Source organism: Deferribacter abyssi (assembly GCF_049472655.1).
Lineage (GTDB): Bacteria > Chrysiogenota > Deferribacteres > Deferribacterales > Deferribacteraceae > Deferribacter > Deferribacter abyssi.
The window spans coordinates 53721-69072 of sequence record NZ_JAQNCS010000013.1; the positions used below are offsets into that span (position 1 = coordinate 53721).

The following is a 15352-nucleotide window of genomic DNA, read 5'->3' on the forward strand; positions in this document are numbered from 1 at the left end:
GAATTTTAGGGATCACTGATGATGACCATCATGCACCTCCTTATCCTCGTAAGGTTAGTGCCGAAGACTTCTGGCTGGGTCTCCTGGCTTGCCTTCATCCTACTCGCCCGCCTTCCCACCGAGTTCTAAGTGCTCGGCAGTGGCTTAATGGGCTTTCGTCAGGCTCACAGTTGCGGGACAGCGCCGGATTCTCACCGGACTTCCCCTACACCAGAAGCATCGACTTAAAAATATACAACATACTTATCTTTATCACAAAAACTGCTCAACTGGACATTATATAAATTTCTTAACTTTTGTAAATTAAAATCTCTTATTCCATCCCAGCTAAAATAAATTTTACCCTCTTTAAAAGCTATCAATTTATCAAAAACAGCAAGTGCTTCATTTATATTGTGCAAAATTACAAAGAAAGTTACCTTTTCTTTTAACTCTATGAGCAAATTTAAGAAATCCTTTATATGTTTTAAATCCAAATTGGATGTAGGTTCATCTAGAATTGCATATTTTGTTTCCTGGCATAAAACCTTGGCCAAATATGCTCGCTGAACTTCTCCATCAGAAAGCTCATATAGCATTTTTCCCTGCTTATTTTCCAAATCTACTTTTTTCAAAGCATAAGAAATTTTTTCTTTATCTTCACTATCAAGTTCAAAGAAAATATTTCTTTTATGAGGAAATCTTCCAAAAGAAACAAACTCATACACAGAAATATTGTAATCCCTTAAAAACCTTTTATTCATATAAGTGATTTTTTTACTCAAAGCATCGAATTTTATTTTTGTTACATCTACACCATCAATAAAGACTGTTCCCGAATAGGTTTTTATCATACCTGTTAAAATTTTTGCAAAAGTACTTTTACCACTTCCATTTGGACCGATTAAAACGTGCAAATAATTATCTTCAATGGTGAGTTTGGGAATTTTTAAACTAAATCCATTGTTATAAGAAAAAGATAAGTTATCAATTAATATCACGTTTATACTTCCTTAAAAGTATTATTAAAAAAGGACTCCCTAACAAAGCAGTAATGACTCCAACAGGGATTTCTATGGGATAAAAAACAGTTTTAACTGCAGTATCTAAAAATACCAATATATTTCCTCCTATAAAAAATGTCATTAGATATTGAATCTTATAATCAGCCTTAATAATCAGCCTTACTATATGAGGAATGACAAGTCCAACAAAACCAATGGCTCCACACTTAGAAACAATGACAACGGTTATCATAGACCCTAAAATATACTGACGTAAAACCAAATTTTTAACATTTACCCCTGTAGTCTGTGCAAATGACTCACCTATTCTACAAATATTTAACCTATCCATATCCAAAAAAATAATAAATGATAAAACAACAACAATTAACAAAGAAACAATTGATTCATTTAAAGTAATTCCACCGGTATTTCCCATATACCAGAGTAAAATGTTTTTTACAAATCTATCACTCAAAAAAACGCTCATTATAGCAATTACAGCACTATAAAAAAAACTTACAGCTACACCAGTAAGTATTAAATTCGAAATACCAATCTCATATTGTTTTGTGCCAATGTAAAGTACAAAAAAGACTGTTATTACAGAAGCTATAATACTCAATAAGTATGAACCAAAAATAAAATTACTAAAAAAAATTACACCAAAAATATATCCGAAAGCAGCAGCACCTGATACCCCAAACAGATAAGGATCAGCAAGAGGGTTTCTTACGATCGTTTGAAAACTAAAGCCCACTACCGATAAACCTGTACCCACCATAAAATCGGCTAAAATTCTTGGTAAACGAAGATGAAAAATTAAAAGTTTATTTTCTGGTCTAAAAATCTCTTTTATTTTAAGTAAATTGCCACCATATTTTAACGATACTGATATATTTAGTAACGTTATTAAAATAAACAGAAAAAAGTAAACACTTATTTTAAACTTTTTAGTTTCTTTCTCAAATCTATACATGCATCAACTATCCGATAGGAGGGCCTATTGTAAAGATCAGAATCCACAATTAGCAACTTAGAATTTAGGGAAAACCTTTTTATTACCTCTTTAACTAACTTATTTATCTTGTTGCTCATAAAAGCTAACATTATGACTTCAGGTTGTTTCTCCAATATAAACTCTTCGTTTATTTGTGAATACCCATAAAGATTACCAACAAGATTTCTAACCCCTGCACACTTCAATATTTCATCTACAAAAGTTTTCTTCCCGGCAACTATATAAGGAGTTACACTAACTAAGAAAATTCCTGTGTATTTTGGGATAGGAAAATTATCACTATAATATTTATCTATCTTTTCAATTAACTTATCGGAGGTTTTGCCTGTAATTTTCGCAATATCCCTAATTATAAACTTTATATCACTTACACTACTTGCAGAATAAAATTTACTTTTTATATGTAATTCATCTAACTTAACCTTGATTGTTTTATCCATCCCCTCTTTCATTCCTAATACTATATCAGGTTTTAAAGACAGTATTTTCTCAATACTTGGATTCACATACCCACCAATTTTCGTAACATATTTTGCTTCTTCAGGATAATTGCAAAATGTCGTATTACCTACAAGCATTTTGCCAGCATCAAGAGCAAAAATTACTTCGGTAATACTTGGAGATAAAGAAACTATTCTCAATCCATATGCATCAAAAAATGCATAAAAGACAAACAAAAGAATACAAAATAAACGCATAAAAACTCCACATGCTATAATTGTTTGGTCTTCTGCAAGTATTGTACTTAATCTAAAAAATACTTTTAAAAAAATTCCTGTTCTCTTCCATAAATACCACTTATTATTTCCCTTGCAGTTTCCTCCACAGACTTATTTGTTGTATCCACAATAAGCCACTGTCTATTTTTCTTGACTAAATCATAAACAAATTCTAACTCCTCAAAAATCCTTTTTAAATCCGTATAGTTATCACTTCTTTTATAATGTTTCATCCTTTCTTGACGTACTTTCTGTAAAACCTCAGGATCCATCACAAGACAAACAATCTTTCTCTGATCTATTTTGAAGATTTCCTGAGGTAAAGGAATCTCCGGTACAATTGGAATATTAACTACCTTATAACCAAGTTGAGCCAAATAAAACGAAGTGGGAGTTTTAGATACTCTTGAAAGTCCCAAAATAACAATATCAGCATCATCTAAGCCTTTTAAATTTTTACCATCATCATGATTAATAGTAAACTCAATAGCTTCGATTCTTTTAAAATATTTATCGTCTACCCGTCTTAAAAGGTTTGGATTCTCTAGCGGTTTTGCATTCAAAAACCTAGAAAGTTTTTCTACTGGAGGCCCTAATATATCAAAATGCATAATATCATACTTATGACAAAGCTCATGCATATATTTTCTTAATTCTTTTTTTACAAGAGTAAAGGCAACAAACCCTTTATGTTCTTTAGCACTTTTTAATACTTTGTCTATCTGTTCAATTGTATTTACCTTAGGATAAATGGTAAACCTTATATTGTGTTCCTCAAATTGAATTAAACAAGCTCTCATCAGGTTTATTGCACTTTGCCCTGTACCATCAGAAATAATAAAAATTCTTTTTACATTATCATTACTCTTTCCTATAAAAACATCGATATTTTTCATATTACCTACCAACTAGTTTATTAAACTCATCTTCGTTTATGATCTTTACACCCAAACTTTTTGCTTTATCAAGTTTGCTGCCTGGTTTTTCACCCACTAAAAGAAAATCTATTTTTTTTGAGACTGAATTTAGAACTTCTCCACCTAATTCCTCTATTAATTTAACAAAATATCCTCTAGGTTTACTCAAAACTCCAGTAATAACAAACTTCTTCCCAGATAAAAGTTCATGTTTTTCTTCTGATTCATCTAAATTAAACTTTAAACCATAACTTTTCAATCTATAGATCAAATTTATAAATTTTTCATTTCGAACTGTGTGATATATTGATTTTGCTATAACATCCCCAATTTCATCAATAGATATTAAATCTTCTAATTTCGCATTTATCAAATTATCAATATTTTTAAAATATTCAGCCAAAATCTTTGCAGTTTTCATACCCACATGTCTAATCCCAAGAGCATATAATACCCTGTCAAAAGGTCGCTTTTTACTCTCCTCTACACTATTTTTCAAGTTCTCTGCCGATTTCTTACCAAAACCTTCAATCGTAGCAATCTCTTCATAATCTAGTGTATAAATATCCCCAACAGATTTTAAAAAGCCTAATTCTACAAACTTATTTACAACTTTCTCACCTAATCCTCTAATATCCATTGCATCTCTTGACGCAAAATGTACAATAGAAGCCTTCAATTTTGCCGGGCAATCAGGATTTAAACAAAGATAATAAGCATTTTCTTTAATAACAACTCCCTTACATACTGGACAATTCTTAGGGAAAATAATGTCTGTCTCTTGACCAGTCCGATTCTCTTTTACTACTTTAACAATTTTAGGAATTATCTCCCCACTTTTCTCAACAAAAACTGTATCGTTAATTTTTACATCAAGACGCCTTATCTCATCCTCATTATGAAGGGTTGCTCTTGAAACTGTTGAACCAGAAATTCTAACAGGCTCAAGTATCGCCACTGGTGTTATAATACCTGTTCTTCCTACTTGAAATATAACATCTTTTAAAATTGTTGTCTTCATCTCAGCTGGATATTTATATGCTATCGCCCATCTCGGATATTTTATTGTTTCCCCAAGCTTTTCCTGAATTTTATATTCATTTACTTTAATAACAGCTCCATCAATTTCATAATCTAAGCTATCTCTCAAGTTTCCTAGATAATCAATATGCTCAATTATTGCATCAAAACTTTTAACATTTTTAATATGTTCATTTACTTTAAATCCAATTTCTTTCAGATAAAGCATATCCTCATAATGATTATCATGTTTCCTCCCAATATCTAATGCATAAATATATATATCTAAACCTCTTTTCGCAGCTATCCTCGAATCTAATAATTTAAGAGTTCCAGCAGCAGCATTTCTTGGATTAGCAAAAGGTTCCAACCCCTGGTTCAACCTCTCATTATTTATTTTTATAAACTCACTTTTAGGTAAAAATACCTCTCCACGAACTACCAGCTTCTCCTTATACTTGATTTTCAATGGAATTGTTTTGACAGTTTTAATATTATGAGTGACATCCTCTCCAACAACACCGTCTCCTCTTGTGACTCCAAGCTTCAAAAAACCATTTTCATAAACAAGAGAAATTGCAGCTCCATCTATTTTTGGCTCTACCACAAATGTTACGTTTTCATCAGCATTTTTATAAATTCTATTTATAAAATCTTTCAATTCGCTTTCATTATAAGTATTATCCAATGAAAACATTCTAATTTCATGGGCAACACTTTTTATACTGTCTATTGGAGCATAACCAACACGCTGTAAAGGAGAGTCAGGAGCAATAATCTCTGGATATTTTTCTTCAATATCTTTCAATTTTTTATAAAGTAAATCGTACTCATAATCAGAAATCACAGGATCATTTAAAACATAATACCTATAATCATGATAATTTATTTCATCTACAAGTTTACGATATTCTTTCAATAACTTTTCATCCATATTTCACAACCAAATACCACTTTTTGTCACAATACAAACTTCATGAAATCTAATATCTTAATCTCTTACATCTTAAATCTTTTCAATAATCTTTGCAATAATAGTCAACATATTTTTCGCATGTTAGTAATAATGCAAATAAATCAGCTTATAACATTTTGTTATTCTTTATATCTTCTGATTAAAGAACCTTTTTGAAAATTTAATCCACAATCCAAAATATAATCTCTATTCGGTTTCGTAAAATCAACTCTTTTACCATTTAAATCCAAAATTCTATCAAAAACAACTTTATGTTCAAGCAAACTCTTATCAAGAATATGTAATGTCTCGCCACTATAAATCTTTCCTTTACACTCAAATACTATTTTTCCATTATTATTTTCTTTTACAACACCTAAAAAGTCGGTATTTCTTACATAACTTGATGTTTTATAATTCATAGATGTTTCATCAGCAAAACCTGCATAAAAACCAGTTGTATATTCTCTATTACTTACAGAGTTGAGTAAGTTTTGTAGATATTCATAATCTGGTGTTTTCCCTTCAATCAAGTCATCAATAACTTTTCTATAAACACCTGTTACAACAGACACATACATTATACTTTTCATCCTACCTTCGATCTTAAGGCTTTTAACACCCATCTCAATCAGCTCATCAATATATCTCAATAAGCACAAATCTTTCGAGTTGTAAATATAAGTCCCTCTACTATCCTCAAAAATCGGAAAATACTCTCCAGGTCTACTCTCTTCCAAAAGGTAATAGTTCCAACGACAAGGATGTGTACACTCACCACGATTAGCATCCCTTTTAGTCATATAATTGCTCAAAACACATCGTCCAGAATGTGATATACACATAGCACCATGAACAAACACCTCTATCTCAATATCAGTATTTTCACATATTTCCTTTATTTCATTTTTAGAAAGCTCCCTAGCAAGCACCACCCTTTTCACACCAAGTTCTTTCCACATATTTATGGCATAATAATTGGTGGTATTTGCCTGTGTACTAATATGGACAGGAATATCTATTTTTTCATCTTTGATAAGCTTAAAAACTCCCATATCGCTTATAATAATCCCATCAGGATTGATCTCTTTTAACTCGTGAAGATATTTTTTTAAATCTTTAAAATCGTAGTTTCTCGCATAAATATTAACCGTAACATACCCTTTTTTACCTCTAGAATGTAGGTATTTAATAGCTCTATCCATTTCTTCAAGAGAAAAATTACCAGCTTGAGCCCTAAGACCAAAATTCTTCCCAGCCAAATATACAGCATCAGCTCCAAAATCGACGGCTGATTTAAGCTTTTGAAAATTCCCTGCAGGACTTAATAATTCAACACTCATAATTTAATAACAACACCCCGTTACCAATTGGAAGTAAATAAACATTATTATCAAATCTATCGTACATTTCTTTTATAAACTCATTTAGCAATTCTGTGGATTTTTTATACTTTTCAGGTATTTCAGATGTTACATCAGCCACAAGTCCATACATTAAAACATCATCAAAAACAACAAAACTTCCATTCTCCAAGCAAGATTCAAGTAAATAAAAGATTTCTAAATAATCTCTTTTCACTGCATCCACAAAAACAAAGTCAAACTTCTCATTACAATTCTTGAGAAAATTCCTTGCGTTGTCAAAAACAAGTTCTACATTGTTAAAGCATTTTAAAAACTTTTTTGCTTCATCTATTCTTTCCTTATTGTAATCTATAGCCGTAACTCTAGCCCCATTAGAGGCAAGATAAGCCGTGGAAAAACCTACACCCGCTCCAATTTCTAATATATTCTTTGGTTTTTTAAGATTAACCATAAATCTCAAAAACTCTACCACACATTTGTTAGAAGCAGGAATCTTGCGTTCCAAAGAATAGGTTTCAATATCACTAAAATCATTAGAAAAAAAATCTGATAAAAACCTAACAATATGAGGCATCATTACTGAAGATTTCATTTTATTTCTCCAAAATTAATATCTTTAGGTGTCATAGCTTCACTAATTTTTGATGCTTTTACAGGGTCAATTTTTCCTAACTGACTCAAAATACCACCTGCAGCCATAGGGCTCATTCTTTTAAAAAGTTGAACTGCTTTCTTCAATTCCATTTTTGAAATAATCTTAGCTGCTGATTTCGGATTAGTCGAAGCATAATATTTAGCTAACTTATCTAAATCCTCATCCTGTATTTTCTTAATATCTTCATAAAGCTTTATTAATTTATTTAATTTTGCATCAATTTCTTTCTCTTTTTCACTCAAAATCTTTTCTAACAAACGTAATTCTTCTTCCTTTTTTTTAAGAGCAGCTTCTTTTTTAAGTAACTCTTCTTCCTTCTTTTTCAAATTTCTAGAAATTCTATCTAAATCTGTAATTTTATCTGCTGCTATCAAATTAGCACAAAAAACAAAAACAATATATAATGCAACTAAATTACCTATTAAACCTCGTAATAACCAATTCATCAATCAGTTTCAACTCCTCTTTTTTTAAAAATTCTCTATAATCGATTATATGTTTTTCTTTCAACTTTTCCATTATTTTTTTATCGTTCAATGCATCAACCACTTCTTTTTTCTTACCCTCAATTTCGATTCTCTTTTTAGCAATCCTATCTTCCACATTTTCTATAGCTTTTTTCACTCTATCCTTATATTTATCGTACAAAGGTTTCATCAATATCATTTCATTGTCTAAAGACATAATTTCTTGATTTAATCTTTCATATTCCGCCACAAGCAACTTTCTCTCGTTTTCCAAGTTGCTTAACTCACTTCTTAACCTTTCAAGCTCTTGCAATTTAATCTCATATATTCTCTTCCTATGTTCTAAAACTTTTTGAAGTGGAAAAGCACTTTTCATACAATCTTCCGTACAACATAATAACAACATTTAAAAAACATTACTGATAACAGGGGATATTTATTCATTTACAATCCCACTAATTTATAAAGTTGTATTAAAGTTTCTTCAAAATTTGCAACTTCATCAATCCCCTGCTTTAAAAAATTGTTTATTGCATCTATTTTTAAAATTGCCTCATCAATCTTTTTATTACTTCCTTTTACATAAGCACCAATATTTATCAAATCTTCTGCTTCTCTGTATGTAGCTATTAAATCTCTCAATTTACCTGCAGCCTCAAAATGCTTCTTCTCAACAATCTCTTTCATCAATCTACTGGCACTCATCATGACATCAATGGCTGGAAAATGATTTTTTGCAGCTAAATTCCTGTCCAATACAATATGACCATCTATTATCGAACGAACAGAATCAGCTATTGGATCATTCATATCATCTCCTTCTACTAAAACAGTATACAGCCCAGTAATTGTTCCTTCTCCTTTTTTCGTCCCAGCTCGCTCTAAAAGTTTAGGTAATAGTGCAAAAACAGATGGAGTATAACCCTTGGTAGTGGGAGGCTCTCCCACAGTTAACCCTATTTCCCTTTGAGCCATTGCAAATCTCGTTACGGAATCCATCATAAACATAACATCCAAACCTTGAGCTCTAAAAAATTCTGCAATAGTGGTAGCCACAAAAGCACCCATTTTTCTAATCAAAGGGGACTGATCACTCGTAGCCACAATAACAACAGATTTTTTTAACCCCTCTTCACCAAGATCCCGCTCGATAAACTCTCTAACCTCTCTACCTCTTTCGCCTATTAATGCAATAACATTCACATCAGCACTGCTGTTTCTTGCTATCATACCTAATAAAACACTTTTACCTACACCACTGCCCGCAAAAATACCAACCCTTTGCCCTTTACCAACTGTTAACAGAGCATCTATGGCTTTAACACCTGTCTGAATTTTTTCCTTAATAATTTCCCTTTCAAGAGGTTTTGGAGGATCACGATAAATATTAAAAAGTTTAAATTCATTTATACTACCCTTACCATCAAGCGGTTTACCAAGCCCATCTAATACTCTACCAAGTAATTCATTACTGACCTTAACCACATTACCATAAGCCACATTTCTCACAACACTTCCTGGAGCAATCCCATCACTTTCGGCATAAGGCATAAGAATCACTCTATCATCCTTAAACCCTATTATCTCTGCTAATATATTTTTACCATTTACATTCTCAATTTCACAGCGTGTACCAATACTAAGAAGTGGACCATCTGCTTCAATAGTCAACCCCACTATTTTGGTAACCCTACCGGAGATTATTACGGAGTCCTCGATTTTTAAATTTTTAAGAAGTTTCAATTTCTTCATTTAAAGTCTTTTCAAAATTTTTCAAAATCGTTTCCACAGTAAAATCAAATTCACCAATATTCGTTTTAATTTTAAATCCTCCTGGTACAACTTCATCATTGGGCTGAAAATTATAGTCAGGAAATTCAGCTTTAATTATATCCAAATCCTTTGGGTTTACATATATTACTGCATCAACAACATTTTTTATTTTATCAATATGTTTCTTGAAAACCGAGAGTATCATTTTATCATTTATTTTTCTCTCATAACCTACTAACTCTTTTACATATCCAAGCACTAACTGTGGGAGATCTTCATCCAATGTGCTCACCATTTTTTTTATTTCTTCCAAGCTCGAAACTGCTTTGCTAACCCCATCTCTTAAAATACGCAAATAGTCTTCTTTCTTTGCTTCATATTCTTTTTTAAATTCTTCAGCTCTCTTCAACCCCTCCTGCAACCCCTTTTCATATCCATCCTTATACCCTTCATCTCTAGCTTCTAATTTAATCCTTTCAATGTCTATAGACTTAACTTGCTGATCTTCACAACGTTTTTCCTTTTTCTGTAACAAGCTATCTTTTTCTGGTTTTTGTGTTTTTTGTGACTTTTCTTCACCTTGACTTAAAGCTTCTTCATTATTATCAAAATTTTTAAACACAAACTGTGAAATACCACGCTTCCCCGCATGGAAAATCTTAAATTCAAAATTTTCAATTTTATAAGATTCCTCAGCTTTTATAATCTTTCTTCCCATGATTAATTACTCGTTAAAGACTAAACATACTGTTCTTCTTCTCCACCAGAAATACTAATAACCCCTTCTTCGTCAAGCTCTCTCACAATTTGTACAATCTCATGTTGAGCTTTTTCAACTTCCTTAAGCTTCACAGGTCCCATATAATCCATTTCTTCTTTCATCGTCTCCACAGCTCTTTTTGACATGTTTGAGAAAAATTTATTTTGAAGCTCTTCATCAGCACCTTTTAAAGCTAATGTTAATGTATTTTTATCCGCACGTTTTAAGATTTCTTGAATAGCAGTATTATCTAATCTTCTTATATCGTCAAAAGTAAACATCATATCTCTAATCTGCGAAACAAGTTCTGGTGCATCTTTTTCTAACCGCTCAAGAGTAATTTTTGCAGTAGATCTGTCCATCCTATTTAAAATCTCTGCTACAGATTTAACACCACCCACATCTACTTTATAAGAACTAATGGACTCAAAACGCTCCTCCAAAGTCTTAGAAAGTGTTTTAATTACTGAAGGAGAAATATCTTGCAAATTTGCAATTCTAAGAGCCACATCAGCTTTTAAATCTTCGGGCAACTCACTTAAAGCCTCAGCAGCTTGAGAAGGATCAAGATGTGCTAAAATTAAAGCAATTGTTTGTGGATGCTCGTTCTGTATAAACTTAGCAAGCTGTTTTGGATCTATCTTGGTAAGAAACTCAAAACCTGTAGACTGTTCAAGAAGCTTCGTTAATCTATCAATGATTTTTCTAGCTCTTTCAGGTCCTAGTGATTTGGTCAAAACAGACTTAGCATAATCCAGCCCACCCTTAGAAATAAACTTTTTAGCTAAATACATATTATAAAATTCTTCAACTACGTCATCCGCTATATTAGGATCAACAATCTTAGTAAGAGCAATTTCTTTTGAAATTTCCTGAACCTCATCATCCTCAAGCTCAGCCAAAATTTTCGATGAGACCTCTTCACCTAGCGTTATTAACAAAATTGCAGCTTTTTTTATACCCGACAATTGCTGTTTTTCTTCTGACATTATACTCCCTCTTTAATCCAAACCTTTATAAGATTTGCAAGCACTTCAGGATCTTCATTAGCAGCTTCTTCCAACTTTTTAATCATAACTTTTGTTTTTACAGTATCCACATCCACAGGTGCACTCTCTTCCAACTCATTTTCAATTTCTTTCTCAAGTTCTTCAATAGTCTTTGGAAATTTTATCTCATCACCTAATGTAATATCAAAGGATTCTCCTTTTCCACCTCCTACACCTGCCGCAACAAAAGTTCCTTCTTCAGTTTCTCTAACATGCTCAAGTCTTTTCATAATTGGCCTGATCACAAGGAAATAAAACAATATAACAATCACAAGAGCAAAAGCATATTTTGCAATTGTAAAAATCATATTCATTTTTTCTTGTTTTTTATAAAAAGATGCTTCCAACATATCACTTGTAGTATCAAAAGATATATTTGTTACCTCTATTTTATCCCCTCTTTGCTCATCTATACCTGCAGCAGAAGCAACTAATCTTTTAATTTTTTCAATTTCATCAGGTTTCCATTGTACATATTCAATCTCAGTTTTATCTCCATTTTTTTTCAACACCTTTTTATCGTTGAGTAACACAGCTACTGTAATTTTTTTTATCTCACCGGTAGCTTTTTCTTCTTTTGTTATAGTTTTACCAACTTCAAAATTTTGAGTTGTTTCTGCCTTGTTATATTCAGAATTAGTACCTGTTGGCGTTGGATTTGGTTCTGCTAAATTTGATGTAACACCTGGAACTCCACCTGGCGTATTTGGGGTATTTTTACTTTCAACTTCAATAGTCTGCTGAGATCTCAATACTGGATTCGGATCATACTCCTCTTTTGAAATCACTTTCTTAGTAAAATCTATTTCAGCCGTCACCTTAGCTACAGCATTATCAGGACCAAGTACCCTTGTCAAAATAGCATTTATTTTTGCTTCAAGATTCTTCTCAATATTCTTTTGATATTCAAGTTGTGTCTGAGTCATCAAAAGCGGAGCATTTTCTTTAGATAAAAAATCGCTTAACAATCTCCCTTTAGAATCTATAATCTGTACGTTTTCAGGTGTTAAACCTTTAACAGCACCTGACACAAGGGAAGCTATAGCTTTAATATTCTCTCTACTTATTTTTGCACCATTTTTAAATTTTAATACTACTGTAGCTTTAGGTTCACTCTCCTCTGTCACGAAAATTCTTTCTTTCGGCAATGTTAGATGGACCCTTGCGTCTTCCACCTCATCAAGGCTTTTGATCGTCCTTGCTAATTCTCCTTGAAGGGCACGTTGGTAATTCACATTCTGGGCAAATTCTGAAACACCAAATGAAGACTTGTCAAAAAGTTCAAATCCAGCACCACCTCCAGTGGGTATCCCTTTTTGTGCAAGATCTAACCTTATCTCGTAAACTTGTTTTTCAGGCACAAGTATAGTTTTCCCACTATTTTTTAATTCATACGGAATTTTTTTCCCTTTTAAAATCTCCACAATCCTAGATGCATCATCTGTAGATAAATTCGCATAAAGAGTCTTGTAAACTGGTTTATTAGCCCAAATTATCAATACAACAATGGATAAAAAAACAGCTACAGCGGCAGAAATAATAGAAATTTTTTGAACAAGACTCAACTTATTAAATACATTTTTAAACTGAATTATAAAATCTTTCAATGCCATATTATACCTGAGTTCTCATTATTTCTTGATAAGCCTCCAACAATTTATTCCTTACTTCCAGCATCAGTTTTAATGATACATCAGCTTTTTGCAAAGCAATCATTGTCTGATGTATATCTTTTGTTTCACCATTTAACACCTTCTTAACTGCTTCATCAGCTTCTAGCTGAGCATCATTTACATCTTTGATGGCTTTTTTCAGAAGATCAGCAAAGTCAATAGAATCAGTATTATTTTCTTTTTCAGCCTTTTGTCCAGTATCTAGTTTATTTGGTAATAGAAAATTAATCTTATTAATTTCAGACATATTACCCTCTTTAATTTAGTATACATTTTTTATCCCATCTATCAATATAAATTATTAATACTTGTAACACTAACTATTGTCACCCTCATTTTATATATTTAATGTATAAAACTAGTATATCATTTAAGCTTAAGCTCTTCCAATTTCAAGAGCTTTTAATGCAAGTTGTTTTGCCGTATTTAAAACTGTTACATTCGCTTCATAACTTCTTGAAGCTTCCAACATATTCACCATCTCCTCTATTGGATTTATATTAGGATATGCTACATATCCTTCTTCATTGGCATCTGGGTGCCCCGGATCATATTTCAAAACTGGAGGTTTTTCATCTTCTATAACTTTTTCAACTTTTACACCACCAGCAAGTTCCCCATTTAAAATCTCTCTAAACACAATATCTTTTCTCTTATATGGGCCACCTTCTTTTGTCCTTGTCGTATTAGCATTTGCAAGATTTGATGAAATCACATTTATTCTTATTCTTTGTGCAGATAAACCTGTTGCTGATATTTTTAAAACATCAAAAAAGCTCATAACTCCTCCTATCGACCCTGAATTGCACTTTTCAGTCTTGTAAATTCATATCCTGTAATTTGAGATAGCATATTAAACAGAATACCATTAGATGCCATTTCACTCATTTCATAATCAAGATTTACATCATTACCATCATTTCTTACAGACATATTATTTTGATATTTAACAAAAGCAGCAGGAGATATAATATTATTTTTTCCTGTTATATGTTTTGGATCTGTAATGTATAGAGGAATTTTTTTCCTGTTATCAAAAGCATTTTTCATAACTTCATTAAAATCAAGTTTTTTTGCCTTATAAAAGGGAGTATCCACATTTGCAATATTTTCAGCAATTATCTTATTTTTATAAGAGGTTACATCCAATGCAAATCCAAGTTTATCAATCTGTGCAACACTAAAAATATTCATTTTCACCTCCATCTACACTAAAAAACAATCAAAATTTATGCCAATTTTTTGTAGAACGCTATTGCAGTTTATACTGAAAAACAATTTTGTAGATTGCCTTACTATCGCTAAGAGTAACTAAATAAAGTAACACATGATACATAACAATCTAACACGTAAACGTGATACACTAAATGTATTATGATTGTTATGTGTCAAGGTATCTTTGAATAAAACATGTTATTATAAACTTGGATAAATCAAAATATCAAACAATCATAAAAAGGAGAAAACATCCTTAATGACAACTATTTCCTCCAGAACAAAACTCGTCAACTTTGGTTAGTTCATTTTTTAAATATTTTTCGATTGCTTCAGTAGGATTGTAACCAGGTACATTGGGAAAAACTGTTATACCTTTACTATCAAGCAGCTCAACAGCCTTATGCCCTATACCTTTACACAACAAAACACCTACCCCTTGTGAAATAAGCCACATTGGGTACGAACCAAGCTGATGTGCAGGAGCTACATAATAATTTGATTCAATAATATTTTTACTTTCAACGGTTGCAATAAAAAATTTTGAAGCATGACCAAAATGCTCACTAATCCTATTATCTTCAGTTAAAGGTATTGCTATTTTCATAGTATCCTCCTAAATGTTTATATGTGTGGTTTACCAGCATTTTGTATTTCTTCTAACTCATCGTTATTAAAACTCTCGATATTTTCTTTTACACTTAAATCCGCATACCCTTTAAAAATCTTTACATTGTTTGCTTTTAAAACACTAAAAGCTTTTGGTCCAGCACTTCCC

Annotated in this window: 17 protein-coding genes and 1 riboswitch; all 17 genes read right to left on the reverse strand. The window is 31.7% G+C overall.

What is annotated here, in order from left to right; all coding sequences use genetic code 11:
• Window positions 1-55: 55 nt before the first annotated feature.
• Window positions 56-230, reverse strand: a riboswitch (cobalamin riboswitch).
• Window positions 225-980: an ABC transporter ATP-binding protein gene (locus tag OWK30_RS08365; RefSeq protein ID WP_423325469.1), complete on the reverse strand. Its 756-nt coding sequence runs from the start codon at window positions 978-980 to the stop codon at window positions 225-227. Its footprint overlaps the riboswitch before it by 6 nt.
• Complete coding sequence (locus tag OWK30_RS08370) at window positions 967-1962, reverse strand: FecCD family ABC transporter permease (RefSeq protein WP_423325471.1); 996 nt, start codon at window positions 1960-1962, stop codon at window positions 967-969. The genes OWK30_RS08365 and OWK30_RS08370 overlap by 14 nt, the downstream gene beginning before the upstream one ends.
• Window positions 1923-2702 carry a helical backbone metal receptor gene (locus OWK30_RS08375; RefSeq protein ID WP_423325473.1) on the reverse strand — a complete coding sequence of 260 codons (780 nt, stop codon included), beginning with the start codon at window positions 2700-2702 and terminating at the stop codon, window positions 1923-1925. Before OWK30_RS08375 ends, OWK30_RS08370 begins: the two co-directional genes overlap by 40 nt.
• A 65-nt stretch (window positions 2703-2767) precedes the next feature.
• Window positions 2768-3619, reverse strand: coding sequence for a pyruvate, water dikinase regulatory protein (locus OWK30_RS08380; protein WP_423325475.1), 852 nt, complete (start codon window positions 3617-3619; stop codon window positions 2768-2770).
• A gap of 1 nt (window position 3620) precedes the next feature.
• Window positions 3621-5594 (reverse strand): NAD-dependent DNA ligase LigA, encoded by a 1974-nt coding sequence (ligA, locus tag OWK30_RS08385; RefSeq protein WP_423325477.1) that lies wholly within the window; start codon window positions 5592-5594, stop codon window positions 3621-3623.
• A 161-nt stretch (window positions 5595-5755) separates the two neighbouring features.
• Window positions 5756-6958, reverse strand: coding sequence for a peptidase U32 family protein (locus OWK30_RS08390; RefSeq protein ID WP_423325479.1), 1203 nt, complete (start codon window positions 6956-6958; stop codon window positions 5756-5758).
• The gene (locus OWK30_RS08395; RefSeq protein ID WP_423325481.1) at window positions 6948-7574 is read right to left on the reverse strand and encodes an O-methyltransferase; all 627 of its coding nucleotides are present in this window, start codon (window positions 7572-7574) and stop codon (window positions 6948-6950) included. Before OWK30_RS08395 ends, OWK30_RS08390 begins: the two co-directional genes overlap by 11 nt.
• Window positions 7571-8083 carry a MotE family protein gene (locus OWK30_RS08400; RefSeq protein WP_423325483.1) on the reverse strand — a complete coding sequence of 171 codons (513 nt, stop codon included), beginning with the start codon at window positions 8081-8083 and terminating at the stop codon, window positions 7571-7573. Before OWK30_RS08400 ends, OWK30_RS08395 begins: the two co-directional genes overlap by 4 nt.
• Window positions 8052-8480 (reverse strand): flagellar export protein FliJ, encoded by a 429-nt coding sequence (locus tag OWK30_RS08405; RefSeq protein WP_423325485.1) that lies wholly within the window; start codon window positions 8478-8480, stop codon window positions 8052-8054. Before OWK30_RS08405 ends, OWK30_RS08400 begins: the two co-directional genes overlap by 32 nt.
• A gap of 68 nt (window positions 8481-8548) precedes the next feature.
• Complete coding sequence (gene fliI, locus OWK30_RS08410) at window positions 8549-9856, reverse strand: flagellar protein export ATPase FliI (RefSeq protein WP_423325487.1); 1308 nt, start codon at window positions 9854-9856, stop codon at window positions 8549-8551.
• Entirely contained in the window at window positions 9834-10595 is a 762-nt protein-coding gene (locus OWK30_RS08415; RefSeq protein ID WP_423325489.1) for a FliH/SctL family protein, read from the reverse strand. The genes fliI and OWK30_RS08415 overlap by 23 nt, the downstream gene beginning before the upstream one ends.
• A 20-nt stretch (window positions 10596-10615) precedes the next feature.
• Window positions 10616-11626 carry a flagellar motor switch protein FliG gene (gene fliG, locus OWK30_RS08420; protein ID WP_423325491.1) on the reverse strand — a complete coding sequence of 337 codons (1011 nt, stop codon included), beginning with the start codon at window positions 11624-11626 and terminating at the stop codon, window positions 10616-10618.
• Complete coding sequence (gene fliF, locus OWK30_RS08425) at window positions 11626-13299, reverse strand: flagellar basal-body MS-ring/collar protein FliF (RefSeq protein WP_423325493.1); 1674 nt, start codon at window positions 13297-13299, stop codon at window positions 11626-11628. The genes fliG and fliF overlap by 1 nt, the downstream gene beginning before the upstream one ends.
• Before the next feature lies 1 nt (window position 13300).
• Window positions 13301-13606 (reverse strand): flagellar hook-basal body complex protein FliE, encoded by a 306-nt coding sequence (gene fliE, locus OWK30_RS08430; RefSeq protein ID WP_423325495.1) that lies wholly within the window; start codon window positions 13604-13606, stop codon window positions 13301-13303.
• Between the two features lie 129 nt (window positions 13607-13735).
• Window positions 13736-14140, reverse strand: a complete 405-nt coding sequence (gene flgC / locus OWK30_RS08435) for a flagellar basal body rod protein FlgC (protein ID WP_423325497.1) — start codon at window positions 14138-14140, stop codon at window positions 13736-13738.
• Window positions 14141-14148: 8 nt separating this feature from the next.
• Window positions 14149-14553, reverse strand: coding sequence for a flagellar basal body rod protein FlgB (flgB, locus tag OWK30_RS08440; protein WP_423325499.1), 405 nt, complete (start codon window positions 14551-14553; stop codon window positions 14149-14151).
• Between the two features lie 277 nt (window positions 14554-14830).
• Window positions 14831-15181 (reverse strand): NifB/NifX family molybdenum-iron cluster-binding protein, encoded by a 351-nt coding sequence (locus OWK30_RS08445; protein ID WP_423325501.1) that lies wholly within the window; start codon window positions 15179-15181, stop codon window positions 14831-14833.
• Window positions 15182-15352: the final 171 nt, after the last annotated feature.